This window comes from Duganella sp. Dugasp78, assembly GCF_059491455.1.
Genome location: NZ_CP168506.1, coordinates 4,004,944 through 4,020,157 on the forward strand (window position 1 = coordinate 4,004,944; position 15,214 = coordinate 4,020,157).

A 15,214-nucleotide genomic window follows, 5' to 3' on the forward strand; every position below is an offset into this window, starting at 1 on the left:
AAGAAAATACCGCCTTTCTGCAAGACGGTGCATTCTAGTCATCGAAAAACGGCCTCACCTCCGCTTGCGCCGCCACGGTCACGATAGATGACCGGGTGGTATCAAAAAGAAAGAGAGAACAGGAGACACTGTTTTTAACTCTTTGCCTTACCTTAAATCGGGAAATTGAATGATCAAACTGTCGAAGATGCACAAGCGCCTGCTGGCGCTGAGCGCCGTGATGCCTATCGGTAGCGCCCTGGCGCAAACCGCCGCTGAACCGCAACTGGAAACCGTCACCGTCACCGCCCAGCGCCGTGCCGAAAACATCAAGGACGTGCCGGTCTCGGTCACCCTGCTGAAGGACGAGAAGCTGGACGTGCTGCTGTCCGGTGGCCAGGACATCCGCCTGCTGGCCGGCAAAGTGCCGTCGCTGAACGTGGAATCGTCGAACGGCCGCACCTTCCCGCGCTTCTACATCCGCGGCTACGGCAACACCGACTTCAGCACCTTCGCCTCGCAGCCGGTCTCGCTGGTGTACGACGACGTGGTGCAGGAAAACGGCATCCTGAAAGGTTTCCCGATCTTCGACGTGGCTGGTGTGGAAGTGCTGCGCGGCCCGCAGGGCACGCTGTTCGGCCGCAACACCCCGGCCGGCGTGGTCAAGTTTGAATCCGAAAAACCGAACACCAAGAAGGTGGAAGGCTATTACAACCTGTCGTGGGCGACCCACAACACCATCAACGCCGAAGGCGCCGTCAACGTGCCGCTGTCGAGCGAATGGGCAATGCGCGTGTCGACCCTGCGCCAGCACCGCGACAACTTCGTCGACAACACCTTCACCAAGCAGAACGATGTGCTGGAAGGTTACAACGAACACGCCGAGCGCGTGCAGTTCCTGTACACCCCTGGCACCACCTTCAGCGCCTTGTTCAATGTGCACTCGCGCACCACCGACGGCAGCGCCCGTCTGTTCCGCGCCAACCTGATCAAGAAGGGCAGCAACGACTTCGCCGACGGTTACGACTTCACCAAGATCGCCACCAACGGCCAGAACATGCAGAGCCTGAGCACCAATGGCGCCAACGCGCGCCTGAGCTGGGACCTGGGCGCGGTCAAGCTGTTCTCGATCACCGGCTACGAAGCCGTGGACAACTACTACAGCCGCGGCGACATCGACGGCGGCAGCCCGGCCGGTCCTGGCTTCATTCCGTTCCAGGTGCAGACCGGTGGGGGCCTGAGCGGCCTGCACCAGTACACCCAGGAATTCCGTGTCGAGTCGAAGAACCCGGGTCCGCTGAACTGGCAGAGCGGCGTCTACTACTTCAAGGAAAGCGCCAGCGGTTACAGCGACAACTTCGACAGCAACACCCAGGCTCAGACCTCGCACCTGGCCAGCCACCAGAACAACACCGCTTCGGCAGTGTTCGGCTCGTTGACCTATGACGTGTCGGACCAGCTGGTGCTGCGCGGCGGCCTGCGCTACACCCACGACCAGAAAGACTTTGCCACCACCTCGCGCGTCAACGTGACGCAGACCGGTCCAGATTCGGTCGCCGAGAGCAAGAACAAAGCCAACTGGGACATGAGCGCGACCTACAAGATCAACCAGGACGTCAACGCCTACGCCCGCGTGGCGACCGGCTTCCGCGCGCCGAGTATCGCTGCCGCGTCGGCATCGGTGCCGATCACAGTGGCCGATGCGGAAACCATCGTGTCGTACGAAGCCGGTATCAAGGCCGACCTGTTCAACCGCCGCGCCCGCGCGTCGGTCAGCATCTACAACTACGACGTGAAGAACCAGCAGCTGACCGTGGTGGGCGGCACCTCCAATGTGACCAAGCTGATCAACGCAGCCAAGACCGCCGGCCGCGGCCTGGAAGCGGACTTCGAAGCCTTCGTGACGCCTGACTTCAAGGTCACCGCCGGCGGTTCGTACAACTTCACCAAGATCGAAGATCCATCGCTGTCGGTCGCCAAGTGCGGTTCGTGCACCGTGACCGATCCGCTGAACGCGGCCGGCCGCGTCATCATCGACGGCAACCCGCTGCCGCAGGCGCCCAAGGTCATCCTGAACGCGACCGCGCGCTACAACTGGGCGCTGGCCGACGGCAACCTGTTCGTGCTGACCGACTGGGCCTACCGCAGCAAGATCAACTTCTTCCTGTACGAAGCCAAGGAATTCACCGGCAAGGCCATGGTCGAAGGCGGCCTGCGCGTGGGTTACAACTGGCAGGGCGGCAAGTATGAAGTGGCAGGCTTCGCTCGCAACATCACCAACACCGAGCGCATCGTCGGCGCGATCGACTTCAACAACCTGACCGGCTTCGTCAACGAACCGCGTCAGTTCGGTGTGCAGTTCAAGGGCAGCTTCTGATTTTTTGGAAATTTGCCCGCTAGCCTAGACAGCTAGGAATTGGCCGTATATAATGCGGCCTCTTTTCCCTGATAGCTCAGTTGGTAGAGCGACGGACTGTTAATCCGCAGGTCCCTGGTTCGAGTCCAGGTCGGGGAGCCAGAACACAAAAAAAGCCCAGCCTTAACCGGCTGGGCTTTTTGCTTTTTGCTTTTTGAGTCAAGAGGCCAGCAACCGCTATTTTTGCGAGCGGAACGGAAACCTTAACTGCTTCAAGAAACCATCCGGCATATAGTCGCCCTGCACGCCATATTTTTCGGGAAAGCCCTGTTGACCCTTGATAGCAGTGCCGAACAGGTGATCCAGGAAGGCGTAGTGCGCCGCGTAGTTTCGGTCAATCGCGACGTCGTCGGAGGAGTGATGCCAGTGATGGAAATCCGGCGTGACGATTAGATATCTCAATGGTCCCCACCGCAGGTGTACATTCGCGTGATTAAACACCGCCTGGAAGCCGACGATGATGATATAGGCATCCATCACATCTTTATCAAAGCCGAGTACGTACAACGCTCCCAGCACGCCAACACGGGTACAGATCAGCTCTAGCATGTGCTGGCGCGAACCGGCCAGCCAATCCATGGTTTTAGCCGAATGATGTACCGCATGAAACCGCCATAGGAACGGCACTTCGTGATAGCTGCGATGGAGCCAGTATTGCATCAAGTCGGCCGCCAGTATGCACAGCAGGAGTTGCGGCAGGAATGGAATAGCCTGTACCGCATCGTGCACGCCGTCGTTCAACATCCAGCCGAACAGGCGGTGGATGGCGAAGTTCACCGTCAGCAGCGCCAGGCCGACAATGAAATGGTTGACCGCGAAGTGCACCATGTCGGTCTGCCATTCTTTACGGAACAGTAGTTGGCCTTTATAGAGTGGAAAGAGTTTTTCCAGCACGGCGAAAATAGTGGTGGAGCCAAGTAGGTCGAGGATGAACCAATCCAGACCAATGTATGGCGTATGGTCGGGAAAATCCGTGACAGGTATGTGCGAACCGCCAGCGGCTACGCAGATCAATACGAGCACACCTGCGACTGCGTTAAGGCGGCGTTTGCGCCTGAACAGCACGTTAAGCAGGCTGATTGAACCGGACAGCACCAGCGCGGCAAATAGGATATGGCGTATCACGTCGGGCGAGTAGGCATGCCTCAGTTCGGGCGTGGTCAAATATTGCGGGTAGTGGAACGCAGCCACGCCTAGCAAAGACAATATCGCCAGCGTTAGCGCCAGCACGCCGCTGGCCAGTCCCAATCCTTGGGGCAGTGGCCCGCTCTGCTTGAGCAGTTCGGTCGTTTCCTGAACCGCAGTGCTGACTTGGCTGATAACTTTGTTTTTCATCAAGCCTCTCCAAATATCGCTCATAATATATTTCCAAAATAATAACTCAAGTTGAGTCCAGGTGGGACCCTCCGCGATACATTTGGTCCTCCGGAGATCATGTGAAGAGCCAAGCCTTCACCTTCGGCGGTTGGCGTATTAAGTCGTTAACCCACGTCAACTTTCTGGTGGATCGATCACGGCAGTAATGCTTCTCTTATCTGATGGCCGAGCCCAGTGCGTATACGAGCGGGTTCCGCGATTGTTAAATAGTCATGTCTTCCATGCTATATTTGCGCCTTACCACTTTGACGGGATGGCGCGAAATGTTGAAGAAATTGTTTGGTGTGGTTGTGCTGGCCTTGCCCATGGCGGCCGGATGGTGCGCGCAACCGCTGCCGGTGCAGGTGCGGCTGACGCATGTGGCGCCCGATACCTGGCGCGCCGATTATCAGTTCTCGCAGCCGGTGACGGCGATGCAGTTCGCGCCGGTCGGCGAGTTCCGCAAATCCGCATGGAAGGTGTTGACGCCTGGCGTGACGCTGACCACCGGCGGCGAGCTGGACGCGCTGGTCGCCGCCGATGGCAAACCGCTGCGGCAGCTCAGCGTGGAAATCTCCACCTTCGATCAACTCGTCGAGAAGCAATACGTCGCCATGGACCGCTTCTCCGACGGCGGGCGCCTGATCTATCTGGGCTTCCTCCAGGGTAAAGCCCGGCTTGGCAAGCAGGTGCGTAATATCGCTGCCAACTTCACGCTGGAGGGACTCGGCAACGAAACCGTGCTGGTGCCCGCCACGCCGGCCGCGCCGTCCAACAGCGCGACACCCTATGCCTACTTCGGCCCGCAGTCGCCGGTACCCGCCGGCGAGGCGCAGGTGCTGCTCGACCCGATGCTCTCCGCCTGGGCCAAGGAAACCCTGCTCGACACTACCGCCAAAATGTCCACCTACTACACGACGGCCTATCGGCAGAAGTTGCGGCAGCCCTTGCTGCTGCTGGTGGCCGTCAGCGATACCGCGTCGTCGGGCTTGTCGATCAAGGGCGGCGTGGTCGGTGCGCAGATCGCCTACCGTCTTGGCGGCACGGCCTTGCTGACCGCCGACAGCCCCAGGAAACGGGAGCTTATCGCCAAGGTGGTGGCGCATGAAATGGCGCATCTGTGGCAGAACAATGTGCGCCGTGGCGGCATCAGCGAGCGGTCGCCGCCGTGGGTGCACGAGGGCGGTGCCGAGGCGATGGCGCTGGATGGCTTGCTGCGCAGCGGTATCTGGAGCGCCGAACAGGGCCAGGCCTTCACCGATGCCACGCTGAGCGAATGCGAGAAGCTGGAGCACCGCTTCGACAGCTATCGCGGCATTTACGCCTGCGGCTTCGAGCGCTACAGCAAGCTGAAGGTCGACATCGTGCCCCTGTGGCGCGACATGATCGCGGCCGCCGACAGCAAGGGCGAAATCTACAGCGAGGCGATGATCACCTCGCTTGCTGCGCGCGCGGGCAAGCCCGCGCCTTGACGTGCGTCAAAGGAGGGGGCGGGGCGCTTCTTATCATGGTAGTCCACACACTTGAAGGAGGCTGCCATGGCTAACAGTTTGATGCGTATCGATCCGTTCCGCGACCTGGCCCGTTTCGATCCTTTCCGCGACATGGACGAGATGTTCCGTGACTTTGCACCGTCGGCGTGGCGCGGCGCCGATGTGGCGCCGCGCATGCGGATGGATGTGAGCGAGACCGAAAAGGAGTATCTGGTCAAGGCCGAAATTCCCGGCGTGCAGAAGGAGGACATCAAGGTCGCCGTGAACGGCAATCAGGTGTCGCTGAGCGCGGAAGTCAAGGAAGAACAGCCGGCCAGCGCCGGCAAAACCGGCACCCTGCGCACCGAGCGCTACTACGGACAGGTGCAGCGCAACTTCACGCTGCCGCAGGAGGTGGATGATGACCAGGCCGAGGCACGCTACGAAAACGGCGTGCTGCACCTGACGCTGCCGAAAAAGGTCGGCACCGGCGGCAAGCAGCTGTCCATCCAATAATCAGTGCGAGGGGGCGTTGCAGGCCGGGTCGGCGTCCCAGCGACCGGAGCAGATGCGCGAGCGGCACAGCATGCCTTCGATCAGCCCCAGCTGTTTGCAGCGGGCCAGCAGTTGTGCCGTGCTGTCGCCGTCCTGGCGCTCGACCACATCGCGGTTGCGTTCGGGCAGGACGGCTGCCGGCTTGCCTGCGTGCGCGACCAGCGCGGTGAGCAGGGCGACATCGGTATCGCCGGCCGCCGCCGGTGGCGCGACAGCGGCGGAACGAGCCACCGGTAAGCGCGCGGTGCTGACCGCGGCTGCGGTGCTTGCTGCTGCCTGCCGGTGCATTGTGCCGGGTGTGTGCGGCGCTTCGGATTTCGCCAGCGCGGGCCTGGCCGGAGCGGGCGCGGCCGCGGATGACGGAGCTGATGACGGGCGAGTCTCCGGCGCGGGCGAGAGCCTGACTATCGGTTCGTTCACGATAGCCGCCGGCTGTTCAGGCGGCGGGGCGGCAGCAGCTTGGCGTTCGACCGCCCCGGACGGTTGCGGGGCGATGCGTGTACTCGTGCTCCTGCTGCGGCCGTGCGCGAATGAGTCAGGGGTAAGGGTATGGTCGTGCACCAGCCACGCGACCGTGCACATGGAGGCCAGCATCAGTCCCAGGCCGATGGTCCAGCCATCGATGGTCCAGCCGCTGGCACGCGGCGGCTTGACCGCAGGCTTGGGACCGTGTTCCAGATGCGCCAGTATGCGCTTGCCATCGTCCGCCGCGACACGGTTGGAACTCATCAGCTCGGGTTTTTGCTTCGACGTATCCACGGTATTTCCTCCCAATTTGATCTGGTCTTTCACGCCGCTTGCCGGAGCGCCTAGGATGAGGCGTTCCAGTCCCTCAGTGTCCGTTCTGTAGGGCAATCTTGCTTTGATGGAGCGCACCATGTTTCTCTTTTCGGTCTTGCTGTTTTTCATTCTGGCCTGCGTGGGCGCCTGGCTGGCGTTGTTTCCCGCCGGTCGGGACGTGGTGGCGCAGTCGATGTCGACCATGGGCAGGCGCATCGAACAGCGGCTGCGCGGCGGCTACCGGCAGGGCGCGCGGCAGGCGGCGCAGGCCGGACGCGGGGCCGGCGGCGGCGTGCTGCGCGTGCTGCGGTTCTTGCAGCATCGTTATCTATTAATTCTGTCGGCCCTGGTGCTGCTGACCGTGCCGCCGATGCTGGCGCTGGTGCTCAGCGGACGCAGCATGCTGGACGGCTACGACAGCGACAGCCACGCCATCAACGATCAGGTCGCCGAACTGCTGAAGGGCGAGCAGCTGGCGGTACCGGCGCCGCTGCCGCCGCCGGTCTTCACGACGGCCGAGGTGACGCTGGTGCGGCCGCTGCTCGATGGCGCCAATCGCAACTGGCAGCTGCTCGACCCGGATTTCGCGCAGCGCCTGCTGCTGGTGTTCAGGATCATGAAAGACACGCACGGCTACGACATGGCCATCCTGGAGGGCTATCGCAGCCCGGAGCGGCAGAACGCGCTGGCTGCCGCCGGTCCCGGTGTGACGAACGCCAAGGCCTTCCAGAGCTATCACCAGTTTGGTCTGGCGGCCGACTGCGCCTTCCTGCGCGACGGCAAATTGCTGATCTCCGAAAAAGATCCATGGGCCATGCGCGGCTACCGCCTGTACGGCGAGGTGGCCGAATCGGTCGGCCTGCGCTGGGGCGGACGCTGGGCCATGATGGACTTCGGCCACGCTGAATTACGGGTGGCCGGTACCGTGCGGAAATAGCACGGCACGCGGCGATAGTTGCGCCGCATCAAGAAATCCCTGCTTGGTTGGTGGCAACATTGCTCGGTCCGCTTGCTGCTCAGGCGCTATCGTTCAAGCCAGCCTAGACCATAATGCGAAGAATTTGGCACGTTCTCACCGATACCCGCCTCTTGACCATCATCGGACTGACTGCGATGGCGGCCCTGTTCTACCTCGGCGCGCAAGTGCTGGAGCTGGCCCTGATCTGGGCGCTGGCGGCCACGGTGCTGATGCTGCTGCTGGCCGGCCTGGCCTGGCTGTGGCGACGCCGGCGCGCCCGCCGCGAATCCGAGCAGCTGGGCGCGGCCATCGGCGCCCAGGCAGCCACCGAGGCGCAGGCGCGCGACCAGTCCGGCGCCGAGGTCAAGGCCATCCGCGATGGCATGCTGAAGGCGATCGACACCATCCGCGGTTCGAAGATGGGCATCGTGTCCGGCACGCGCGCCTTGTACGAGCTGCCGTGGTACATGATCATCGGTAATCCCGCGGCCGGCAAGAGTACGGCCATCACCAACTCCGGCCTGCAGTTCCCTTTCGCCGACGGCAAGATCGTGCAGGGCGTGGGCGGTACGCGCAACTGCGACTGGTTCTTCACCACCGACGGCATCCTGCTCGACACGGCGGGCCGCTACTCGGTGCAGGAGGAGCACCGCGCCGAATGGTTCGGCTTCCTGGACTTGCTGAAGAAGTACCGCCGCCGCGCGCCCATCAACGGCATCCTGATCGCGGTCAGCATCGCCGAACTGCGCGGCGACGATCCGGAGGCCGGCATCAAGCTGGCGCGCAGCCTGCGCAAGCGCGTACAGGACCTGATCGAGCGGCTGGAGGTGTTCGCACCGGTGTACGTGGTGTTCACCAAGGCCGATCTGATCGCGGGCTTCGGCGAGTTCTTCGCGCGCGCCGAGCGCACCGAGCGCGAACGCGTGTGGGGCGCGACCATGCCCTACAAGCGCAACGCCGGCAGCCAGCAGATGATGACCTTCTTCGACCACAGTTTCGATGAATTGTGCGCCGGCCTGAAGGAACTGAGCCTGGCCAATATGAGCCAGCAGCGGCACGACCGCATGGAGCCGGGCGTGTTCACCTTTCCGCTGGAGTTCTCGACGATACGCGCGCCGCTGCGCAGCTTCCTCGTCACGCTGTTCGAAGAGAACCCGTTCCAGTTCAAGCCCGTGTTCCGCGGCTATTACTTCACCAGCGCCTTGCAGGAGGGCGCGGCGGTCAGCGAACAGTCGCAGCGGCTGGCCAAGCGCTTCGACCTGTCCCTGCCGGACGCACCGCCCGCCGCCGGCAGCGGGCAGTCCGGATTCTTTCTGCTGAATTTATTCCGCAACGTGATCTTCGCGGACAAGGATCTGGTGTCGCAATACGCCAGCAAGCATAAGGTCAAGCTAACCTATGCGGCGTTCTTTGCGGCGGCGGTTTTGCTGGGCGTATCGCTGGGCGGCTGGAGCTGGTCGTATCTCGGCAACCGGCAACTGGTCAACAACGTCCAGGCGGACCTGGACAAGGTGATCAAGCTGCAGGCGAAGCGGCTGGACCTGCAATCGCGGCTGGAGGCGCTGGAGGTCCTGCAGGACCGCATCGAGCAGCTGGACAAATACCGCGAGGACCGGCCATGGTCGCTGCGTATGGGGCTGTATCAGGGCGAGCTGTTGCAGCGCAAGCTGCGCGAGGAATACTTCGCCGGCGTGCGGGAGGTGATGCTCAAGCCGGTGGTCGCCAACCTGGAGACGCTGCTGTCGGAGATGAACGCTCATGCCGACCAGTTGCAGGCGCCCGGCGCACCGGCTGCCGCGCCATCGGCGCCTGCCGCCGCGCCGGGCCGCCAGTATCAGGAAGCCTCCGCCGTCAACGTCGAAGACGCCTACAACGCCTTGAAGAGCTATCTGATGCTGGCCGATACCGCGCGCGCCGAACCTGGACACCTGAACGACCAGCTGACCCGTCACTGGCGCGGCTGGCTGGAAAACAACCGCGGCGCCATGCCGCGCGAGCAGATGATACACAGCGCTGAACGGCTGATGACCTTCTACCTCGCGCAGATCGCCGATCCCTCCTGGCCGCGCATCGAGCAGAAGCTGGCGCTGGTCGATCAGGCGCGCGAGAACCTGCGCCGCGTGGTGCGCGGCATGCCGGCCCGGGAGCGCGTCTACGCCGACATCCGCGCCCGCGCCAACACGCGCTTCCCGGCGATGACGGTGGCGCGCATCGTGGACGAGCCAGATCAGGCGCTGGTCACCGGCAGCTACGCCATCGCCGGCGCCTACACCCGCGAGGCATGGGAGAAGTTCGTGCAGGACGCCTTCCGTGAAGCCGCCACGCACGAACTGCAAAGCGCGGACTGGGTCCTGAAAACCGCCGCCCGCGACGACCTGACGCTGGAAGGCAGTCCCGAACAAATCCAGAAGGGACTGACCGATTTGTACAAGGCCGACTACGCGCGCGAGTGGCAGAAGTTCGTCCAGGGCGTCACCGTCGCCAACCTGAATGGCTTCGACGCCGCGGTCACTGCGATGAACCGCCTGGGCGACCCGCAGTCCTCGCCCATTGCCAAGCTGCTGATCACCATCCACCAGCAGACATCGTGGGACAACCCGGCCATCGTGAGCGCCGAGTTGAAGGAGGCGCAGACCGGCTTTGTCAACTGGGTCAAGACCAGCGTGCTGCGGCGCGGGCCTTCGCAAGTCAGCGTCAACCTGCAGATGGAGCCCGCGCGTACCGACAGGCCGATGGGGCCCATCGGCCGCGAGTTCGCCGGCGTCGGCAAGCTGGTGGCGGCCAGGGATAGGGACGCATCGCTGATGCGGTCCTACATGGAGGCACTGTCCAAACTGCGCAGCCGCCTGAATCAATTGAAGAACCAGGGCGACCCCGGCCCGGGCGCGCGCCAGTTCATGCAACAGACGCTGGAAGGCAGCGGCTCCGAACTCGCCGACGCGTTACGCTACGTCGACGAGCAAATGCTGACCGGGATGAGCGACGCGCAGAAGCAATCCATCCGTCCCATCCTGGTGCGGCCATTGATGCAGACCTTCGCCGTGCTGGTCGGCCCGGCCGAAGCGGAGATCAACAAGACCTGGCTGGCGCAGGTCTACGAGCCGTTCCAGCAGTCGCTGGCCAACAAGTATCCGTTCTCGCCGAACGCCCATATCGAAGCCGGCAATGCCGAAATCGCCCAGTTCTTCGGGCCGGACGGCTTGATCGCCAAGTTCGCCACCGGCGCAATGGGGCCGCTGGTGCTGCGGCGCGGCGACGTGCTGGCGGCGCGCACCTGGGCCGACATGGGCATCACGCTATCGCCGCAGACCGTGGCGCGTTTCCCCGGCTGGATCGCGCCGATAGGCGCCGGCGGCGTCGCCTCGTCGCCGGCCGCCGCGCAGACCGTCTTCCAGATCCAGCCTATGCCGGCGCCCGGCACGCTGGAGTACACGGTCGATATCGACGGCCAGCAGCTACGCTATCGCAACACGCCGGCGCAGTGGACCAATATGGTTCATCCGAGTCCGCAGGGAGCGCCCGGTGCGCGCATCACGGCGGTGGCTTTCGATGGCCGCAGCGTGGAGGTGTTTAATGAACCTGGCCAGTTCGGCCTGAAACGCATGATCGACGCGGCGGCCAAGCAAAAGCGCGACGGCGGCGTGTTTGAACTGCGCTGGACCAGCGGCGCGATCACGGTGGCGATGGGACTGAAGATCATCAGCAGTCCTGACAGCAGCGGGGCGGCGCCGCAGGACCAGGGCTTCCGCGGGATGAAGCTGCCGGAAACGCTCGTCGGAGCGGCGCCATGAAGCGGCCGTCGCAAACCGCGCGCATCGGCTACTTCGGCAAGCTGCCCACGCGCGCCGACTTTATCAAGGCCGCCGACAACCCGGCGCTGGCCCATCTGCTGGATGGCTGGTTGGCCGATGTCATGAACCTGCTCAGCGTCGATCCGCGCTGGAAGCTCAATTACGACGCCTTGCTGCCGTTGGATTTCGCCTTTGTCGGCACGCGCAGCAAGCGTGCCATCGCCGGCCATCTGCGGGCCAGCAGTGACCTGTCGCAGCGGCGTTATCCCTTCCTCGGCATGAGCGCCATCGAGATCGATGATCCGCGCGGCTTTGTCGCGCGCAGTCCGCTGGTGCTGGCGCCGTTGTGGAATATCCTGGAGCCGCTGGCAAGCCAGGTGTTCGACGCGGCGGAGCCGGAAGGCTGCTTGCAGGAGATGGCCGCCACCACCGTCGATATCGATCCCGGCGCTGCGGACCACCAGCAGCTGTTCATGGATTTCCTTGATCGTCACAACGTCGCCGGACTGGAGGCGATGCTGGGCCGGCCGGCGGTGCGGCAGATGATACTGGCGATCGGCCTGCTGCTGCAGCCGGTGCGCCGCAGCGGCGCCGCGCGCCTCGATAAGAGCCTGGTGCTGCCGTTGCCGCCGGCGCCGCGCCAGCGCTATCTGGTGGCGGCGTTCTGGCTCGATTTGATCATCCCTTTTTTGCAGCAGGCCGATTTCGAACTGAGCCTGTTCTTTGGCGAACAGCGTGAGCAATCGGTGCTGGTGGTCGGCTTCGGCGGCGCCGCGCCGGAGACCCTGCAAGCGGTGATCGATCCGCTTTGCGCGGCCGGGCAGCAGATCACCTTCGACTACGCGGGCTGGGTCGATGAACTGATCGCCGGCGACGCCAATGTGCAGAAGCTGTCGGCATACCTGGAGCAGGGCCAGTTGTCGCTGCGCTCGGCCCATGCGCTGTTTCACGAAACCTTTGCCTGATAAGGAGCTATGCGATGCGCCAGCGGACCCTCTGGCCGGCGGTAATGCCGGCCTTGCTATTTACCTCGCTCTATTGTGCCGCGCAGATGCCGCCGCTGGCGACGCCCAAGCCAGGACAGATACTGGTCAGCGGCGCAGTGCCCGACGAGGCCAGCAAAGTCGCCATGCTTCAGCGCCTGCGCGATTTGTACGGCGCCGACCGCGTCGTCGATCAGATCGCGATCTCGCCGGTATCGCTGCCGCCCAACTGGAACGCCTATGTGCAAAAGCTGATCCAGGCCAATCTGAAACTGATCAGCAAAGGCGAGCTGAAAATCGACGGCACCAACGTCACGGTGCGCGGCGAGGTGGCCAACGAGGCGCAGCGCCAGCAGATCGCCAGCGATATCGCCACCAGCCTCAATCCCAGCTACACCGTCAACAACGGCTTGCGCGTCAGCGCGGCGGAGCAGAACCTGCTGGACGAAACGCTGGCCAGGCGCATCATCGAATTCGAGAGTGGCAAGGCGACCTTGACCGCGTCCGGTAAGGGCATCCTGGACGAGATGGCGGCCGCGCTGCAGAAGGTCAAGGGCAAGAAGGTGGAGGTGATTGGCCACACCGACAACGTCGGACTGCGGGAGAGTAACCTGGCGCTGAGCCAGGCGCGTGCGGAAGCCGTGCGCACCTACCTCGCCGGCAAGGGGATTCCGGCGGAGATGGTCATGGTGTCGGGGCAGGGGCCGGACCGGCCGGTGGCCGAGAACAGCAACGCGGAAGGACGCGCACGCAATCGCCGCATCGAATTCCGCGTTGCCCAGTAAGGTTCAGGGCAGGGTGATAGTCACGAAGGCCGGGCGCGGCGCCAGCTTCACCAGGTCGCTGTAGCCGGCCAGCGTGTTCTCTGTCGAATGCGACAGCGACGACGACAGCCCGATGTAGGCACTCAAGCCTATCAGCGCGAACACTGCGGACATGGCCCAAAGCGGCGTATTGCTGCGCAGCTTGTGGACGATCTGGTCCGGCCGCTCGGCTTGCGGCGCGAAGCCTTTGCTCTTGCCCTGGATATGGGCGATTTCGTCGCCGACCCGCGCGGTCATGTAGGCCAGCTTGTCGCCGGAATCCAGCGCGTACTTGCCGCGAAAGCCGATCAGCAGGCACATATGGAACACCTGCAGCGCCGGCAGGCGTGCGCCGCCGCCGCTGCGCAAGGCTTCGAGGCGATCGAAGAAGTGTTCGCCGGCCAGTTGATCGCCGAAGATCACCAGCTGCAGCGGGCGTCGTTCCCAGGCGTAGCGTATCGGAAAGGACGACGACAAGATGATCTCGTCCAGCGCCGCGCAGAAGGCATATTTGGCGGCGTCGATGTCATCGCCTTGTGCGCGCAGCTTGCGTGCCTCGCGGTCGAATTCCGCCAGGTAGGCGGTGATGGTGTCGAGGAAGTGGGTCTCTTCCGGCGGCACGCTGCCGTTCTTCAGCATGAACAGCAGGTAGAAGCCTTCCTGCAGCAGGTCCACCAGCGTCTGTACGTGGCCGTAGCCGGGCTGCTGCTGGCGGCGCTGGCCACCCATCAGCGTCGGAATGGCGCGGCGCTCGACGGGGGGCGTCATGCTGTCACCGCGATCAGGCCGAGGCGCAGGTCGCGTATGCCTGCCGGGACGTAGATCGAAATCGACTGTGCTTTCAACATCTGCTCGTATAGCATGCCTTTGCCCTCCAAGGCGAAGTAGTAGGTGTCTGGCTGGATGGGGATCGCCGCCGGTACTTGCGGCGCGTGGGTGATCTTCACGCCGGGCATGGCGGACAGCACGCATTTCTCGACATCGTCCGGTGCGCCGACCTTGACGCGCAGCGGCGCGATCTCCACCAGTTCAAGCGCCGACAGCGACGCGCTGACCGCGAGGTACAGCGTGGTGCGCTGATCGATCTTGCCGGAATCGAGCTTGCCCAGGTGGTAGCTGGGTTTGTCCTCCGACAGGGCAATCGAGAAGTACTTGGTCGAGATGACCGTATCCAGCAGGTCGCGGATGATGTGATCGAGGCCGGAGAAACACTGCGCCAGGTCCTCATGCCGGTAGCCCGGCAGGTGCATCAACGAATACTGCTTGGAGTAGGTCATCATGGCGCCAGCCAGCGCAAGCAGCGCTTCGAACAGGCGCTCGGGATGCAGCTCGGGATTGCGGACGTAGTGCATCAGCGCCGCAGCGGACGTGCTGACCGTGTGCAGCAGCCAGAATGACGAGACGTCGCCCGAGCGGAACTCGATCACATTGCGGCTAGGTTCACGCATATGGCCTTGCAGCGATTGCACCTTGGCCTGCAAGGCGTCCATGAGCCGGTCCAGCAGCGCCTTCAGGCCCGCTGCGCTGGCGATCGATACCGCCGGCGGGATGAATTGAGGATCCGGCTCGAAACCGCCGGTGACCATGCGCCGCAAGCGAATCACCGGGATGCAGTCGAAGGCGCCCAGCGGCTCCTGGTCCGACACCAGTCGCGCGGATTTCTTCAGATAGCTGACCTCCGTGCCGACGGCCTGCGTGTACAGGTCCGCCGTGTCGCGCGTGGTTTGGCGGTAGCGGGCGTTGTTCGGCTGTTCCCCGGTCGCGGCGTTGCCACCGCCGGGTGACAGTGTGGGCAAGGCGACGTAGAAGGTCAGGTCCTGCAAGGTCGCTGGCAGCATGGACAGATCGATGGCCGCAGGAAGAGGATCGCTGGCTGGTGCGTCGACGATTTCGCCGTCGCGGAAAATCGCCGACAGCGACTGCAAGCGCAAGCGGTCGGTCTTCAGCGCGTCCAGGTCCCACTCGATTTTGCGTACACCCCACAGATAAGGATGCAGCGCCTGGGCAGTCTGCTGCAATCGCGCTTCGTGGTACTGGTCCTGCTGCTGGAAATGCTGCGGACGCAGGAACAAACCCTCGCCCCAAAGAACTTTGGACGGAATACTCATACTGCCTCCGATT

General features: G+C 63.4%; 11 protein-coding genes and 1 tRNA gene. 8 read left to right on the forward strand and 4 right to left on the reverse strand.

From position 1 onward, the window contains the following. Positions 1–169: 169 nt before the first annotated feature. Together ACEN9O_RS17720 and ACEN9O_RS17725 are read left to right on the forward strand one after the other, a co-directional pair. Positions 170–2,356 carry a TonB-dependent receptor gene (locus ACEN9O_RS17720; protein ID WP_495613166.1) on the forward strand — a complete coding sequence of 729 codons (2,187 nt, stop codon included), beginning with the start codon at positions 170–172 and terminating at the stop codon, positions 2,354–2,356. A 65-nt stretch (positions 2,357–2,421) separates the two neighbouring features. After that, positions 2,422–2,497: transfer RNA gene (locus ACEN9O_RS17725), tRNA-Asn, on the forward strand. 75 nt (positions 2,498–2,572) lie between these two features. On the opposite strand, the gene ACEN9O_RS17730 is transcribed toward ACEN9O_RS17725, so the two are convergent. Then, on the reverse strand, positions 2,573–3,730 hold the full coding sequence (locus ACEN9O_RS17730; protein WP_495613167.1) for a sterol desaturase family protein: 1,158 nt from the start codon (positions 3,728–3,730) through the stop codon (positions 2,573–2,575). A gap of 305 nt (positions 3,731–4,035) precedes the next feature. Here ACEN9O_RS17730 and ACEN9O_RS17735 point away from each other — a divergent pair, with 305 nt between their 5' ends. Both ACEN9O_RS17735 and ACEN9O_RS17740 read left to right on the forward strand, forming a co-directional pair. Then, a complete protein-coding gene (locus tag ACEN9O_RS17735) occupies positions 4,036–5,223 on the forward strand; it encodes a basic secretory protein-like protein (protein ID WP_495613168.1) in 1,188 nt (395 codons plus the stop codon). A gap of 66 nt (positions 5,224–5,289) precedes the next feature. Then, positions 5,290–5,739, forward strand: coding sequence for an Hsp20/alpha crystallin family protein (locus ACEN9O_RS17740; RefSeq protein WP_495613169.1), 450 nt, complete (start codon positions 5,290–5,292; stop codon positions 5,737–5,739). On the opposite strand, the gene ACEN9O_RS17745 is transcribed toward ACEN9O_RS17740, so the two are convergent. Next, positions 5,740–6,687: a hypothetical protein gene (locus ACEN9O_RS17745; protein ID WP_495613170.1), complete on the reverse strand. Its 948-nt coding sequence runs from the start codon at positions 6,685–6,687 to the stop codon at positions 5,740–5,742. Here ACEN9O_RS17745 and ACEN9O_RS17750 point away from each other — a divergent pair. The 4 genes from ACEN9O_RS17750 to ACEN9O_RS17765 all read left to right on the forward strand — a co-directional run bounded on the left by ACEN9O_RS17750 (position 6,656) and on the right by ACEN9O_RS17765 (position 13,075). Next, on the forward strand, positions 6,656–7,495 hold the full coding sequence (locus tag ACEN9O_RS17750; protein WP_495613171.1) for a M15 family metallopeptidase: 840 nt from the start codon (positions 6,656–6,658) through the stop codon (positions 7,493–7,495). The genes ACEN9O_RS17745 and ACEN9O_RS17750 overlap by 32 nt on opposite strands. Before the next feature lie 113 nt (positions 7,496–7,608). Continuing rightward, positions 7,609–11,307 (forward strand): type VI secretion system membrane subunit TssM, encoded by a 3,699-nt coding sequence (gene tssM, locus ACEN9O_RS17755; protein ID WP_495613172.1) that lies wholly within the window; start codon positions 7,609–7,611, stop codon positions 11,305–11,307. Beyond that, positions 11,304–12,272 (forward strand): type VI secretion system-associated protein TagF, encoded by a 969-nt coding sequence (gene tagF / locus ACEN9O_RS17760; RefSeq protein ID WP_495613173.1) that lies wholly within the window; start codon positions 11,304–11,306, stop codon positions 12,270–12,272. Before tssM ends, tagF begins: the two co-directional genes overlap by 4 nt. Before the next feature lie 14 nt (positions 12,273–12,286). After that, positions 12,287–13,075 (forward strand): OmpA family protein, encoded by a 789-nt coding sequence (locus ACEN9O_RS17765; RefSeq protein ID WP_495613174.1) that lies wholly within the window; start codon positions 12,287–12,289, stop codon positions 13,073–13,075. A 3-nt stretch (positions 13,076–13,078) separates the two neighbouring features. Here the strand turns inward: ACEN9O_RS17765 and ACEN9O_RS17770 are convergent, their stop codons facing one another. Further along, on the reverse strand, positions 13,079–13,861 hold the full coding sequence (locus ACEN9O_RS17770; RefSeq protein WP_495613175.1) for a DotU family type IV/VI secretion system protein: 783 nt from the start codon (positions 13,859–13,861) through the stop codon (positions 13,079–13,081). Then, a complete protein-coding gene (tssK, locus tag ACEN9O_RS17775) occupies positions 13,858–15,201 on the reverse strand; it encodes a type VI secretion system baseplate subunit TssK (RefSeq protein ID WP_495613176.1) in 1,344 nt (447 codons plus the stop codon). The genes ACEN9O_RS17770 and tssK overlap by 4 nt, the downstream gene beginning before the upstream one ends. Positions 15,202–15,214: the final 13 nt, after the last annotated feature.

Excerpts from the sequence above, each read along its gene's own strand:
- ACEN9O_RS17720 (WP_495613166.1), top strand. The coding sequence starts at position 170 with ATGATCAAACTGTCGAAGATGCACAAGCGCCTGCTGGCGCTGAGCGCC.
- tssK (WP_495613176.1), bottom strand. The coding sequence starts at position 15,201 with ATGAGTATTCCGTCCAAAGTTCTTTGGGGCGAGGGTTTGTTCCTGCGT.
- ACEN9O_RS17740 (WP_495613169.1), top strand. The coding sequence starts at position 5,290 with ATGGCTAACAGTTTGATGCGTATCGATCCGTTCCGCGACCTGGCCCGT.
- ACEN9O_RS17765 (WP_495613174.1), top strand. The coding sequence starts at position 12,287 with ATGCGCCAGCGGACCCTCTGGCCGGCGGTAATGCCGGCCTTGCTATTT.
- ACEN9O_RS17770 (WP_495613175.1), bottom strand. The coding sequence starts at position 13,861 with ATGACGCCCCCCGTCGAGCGCCGCGCCATTCCGACGCTGATGGGTGGC.
- ACEN9O_RS17735 (WP_495613168.1), top strand. The coding sequence starts at position 4,036 with ATGTTGAAGAAATTGTTTGGTGTGGTTGTGCTGGCCTTGCCCATGGCG.
- ACEN9O_RS17730 (WP_495613167.1), bottom strand. The coding sequence starts at position 3,730 with ATGAAAAACAAAGTTATCAGCCAAGTCAGCACTGCGGTTCAGGAAACG.
- tagF (WP_495613173.1), top strand. The coding sequence starts at position 11,304 with ATGAAGCGGCCGTCGCAAACCGCGCGCATCGGCTACTTCGGCAAGCTG.
- ACEN9O_RS17745 (WP_495613170.1), bottom strand. The coding sequence starts at position 6,687 with ATGAAAAACAGCAAGACCGAAAAGAGAAACATGGTGCGCTCCATCAAA.
- tssM (WP_495613172.1), top strand. The coding sequence starts at position 7,609 with ATGCGAAGAATTTGGCACGTTCTCACCGATACCCGCCTCTTGACCATC.
- ACEN9O_RS17750 (WP_495613171.1), top strand. The coding sequence starts at position 6,656 with ATGTTTCTCTTTTCGGTCTTGCTGTTTTTCATTCTGGCCTGCGTGGGC.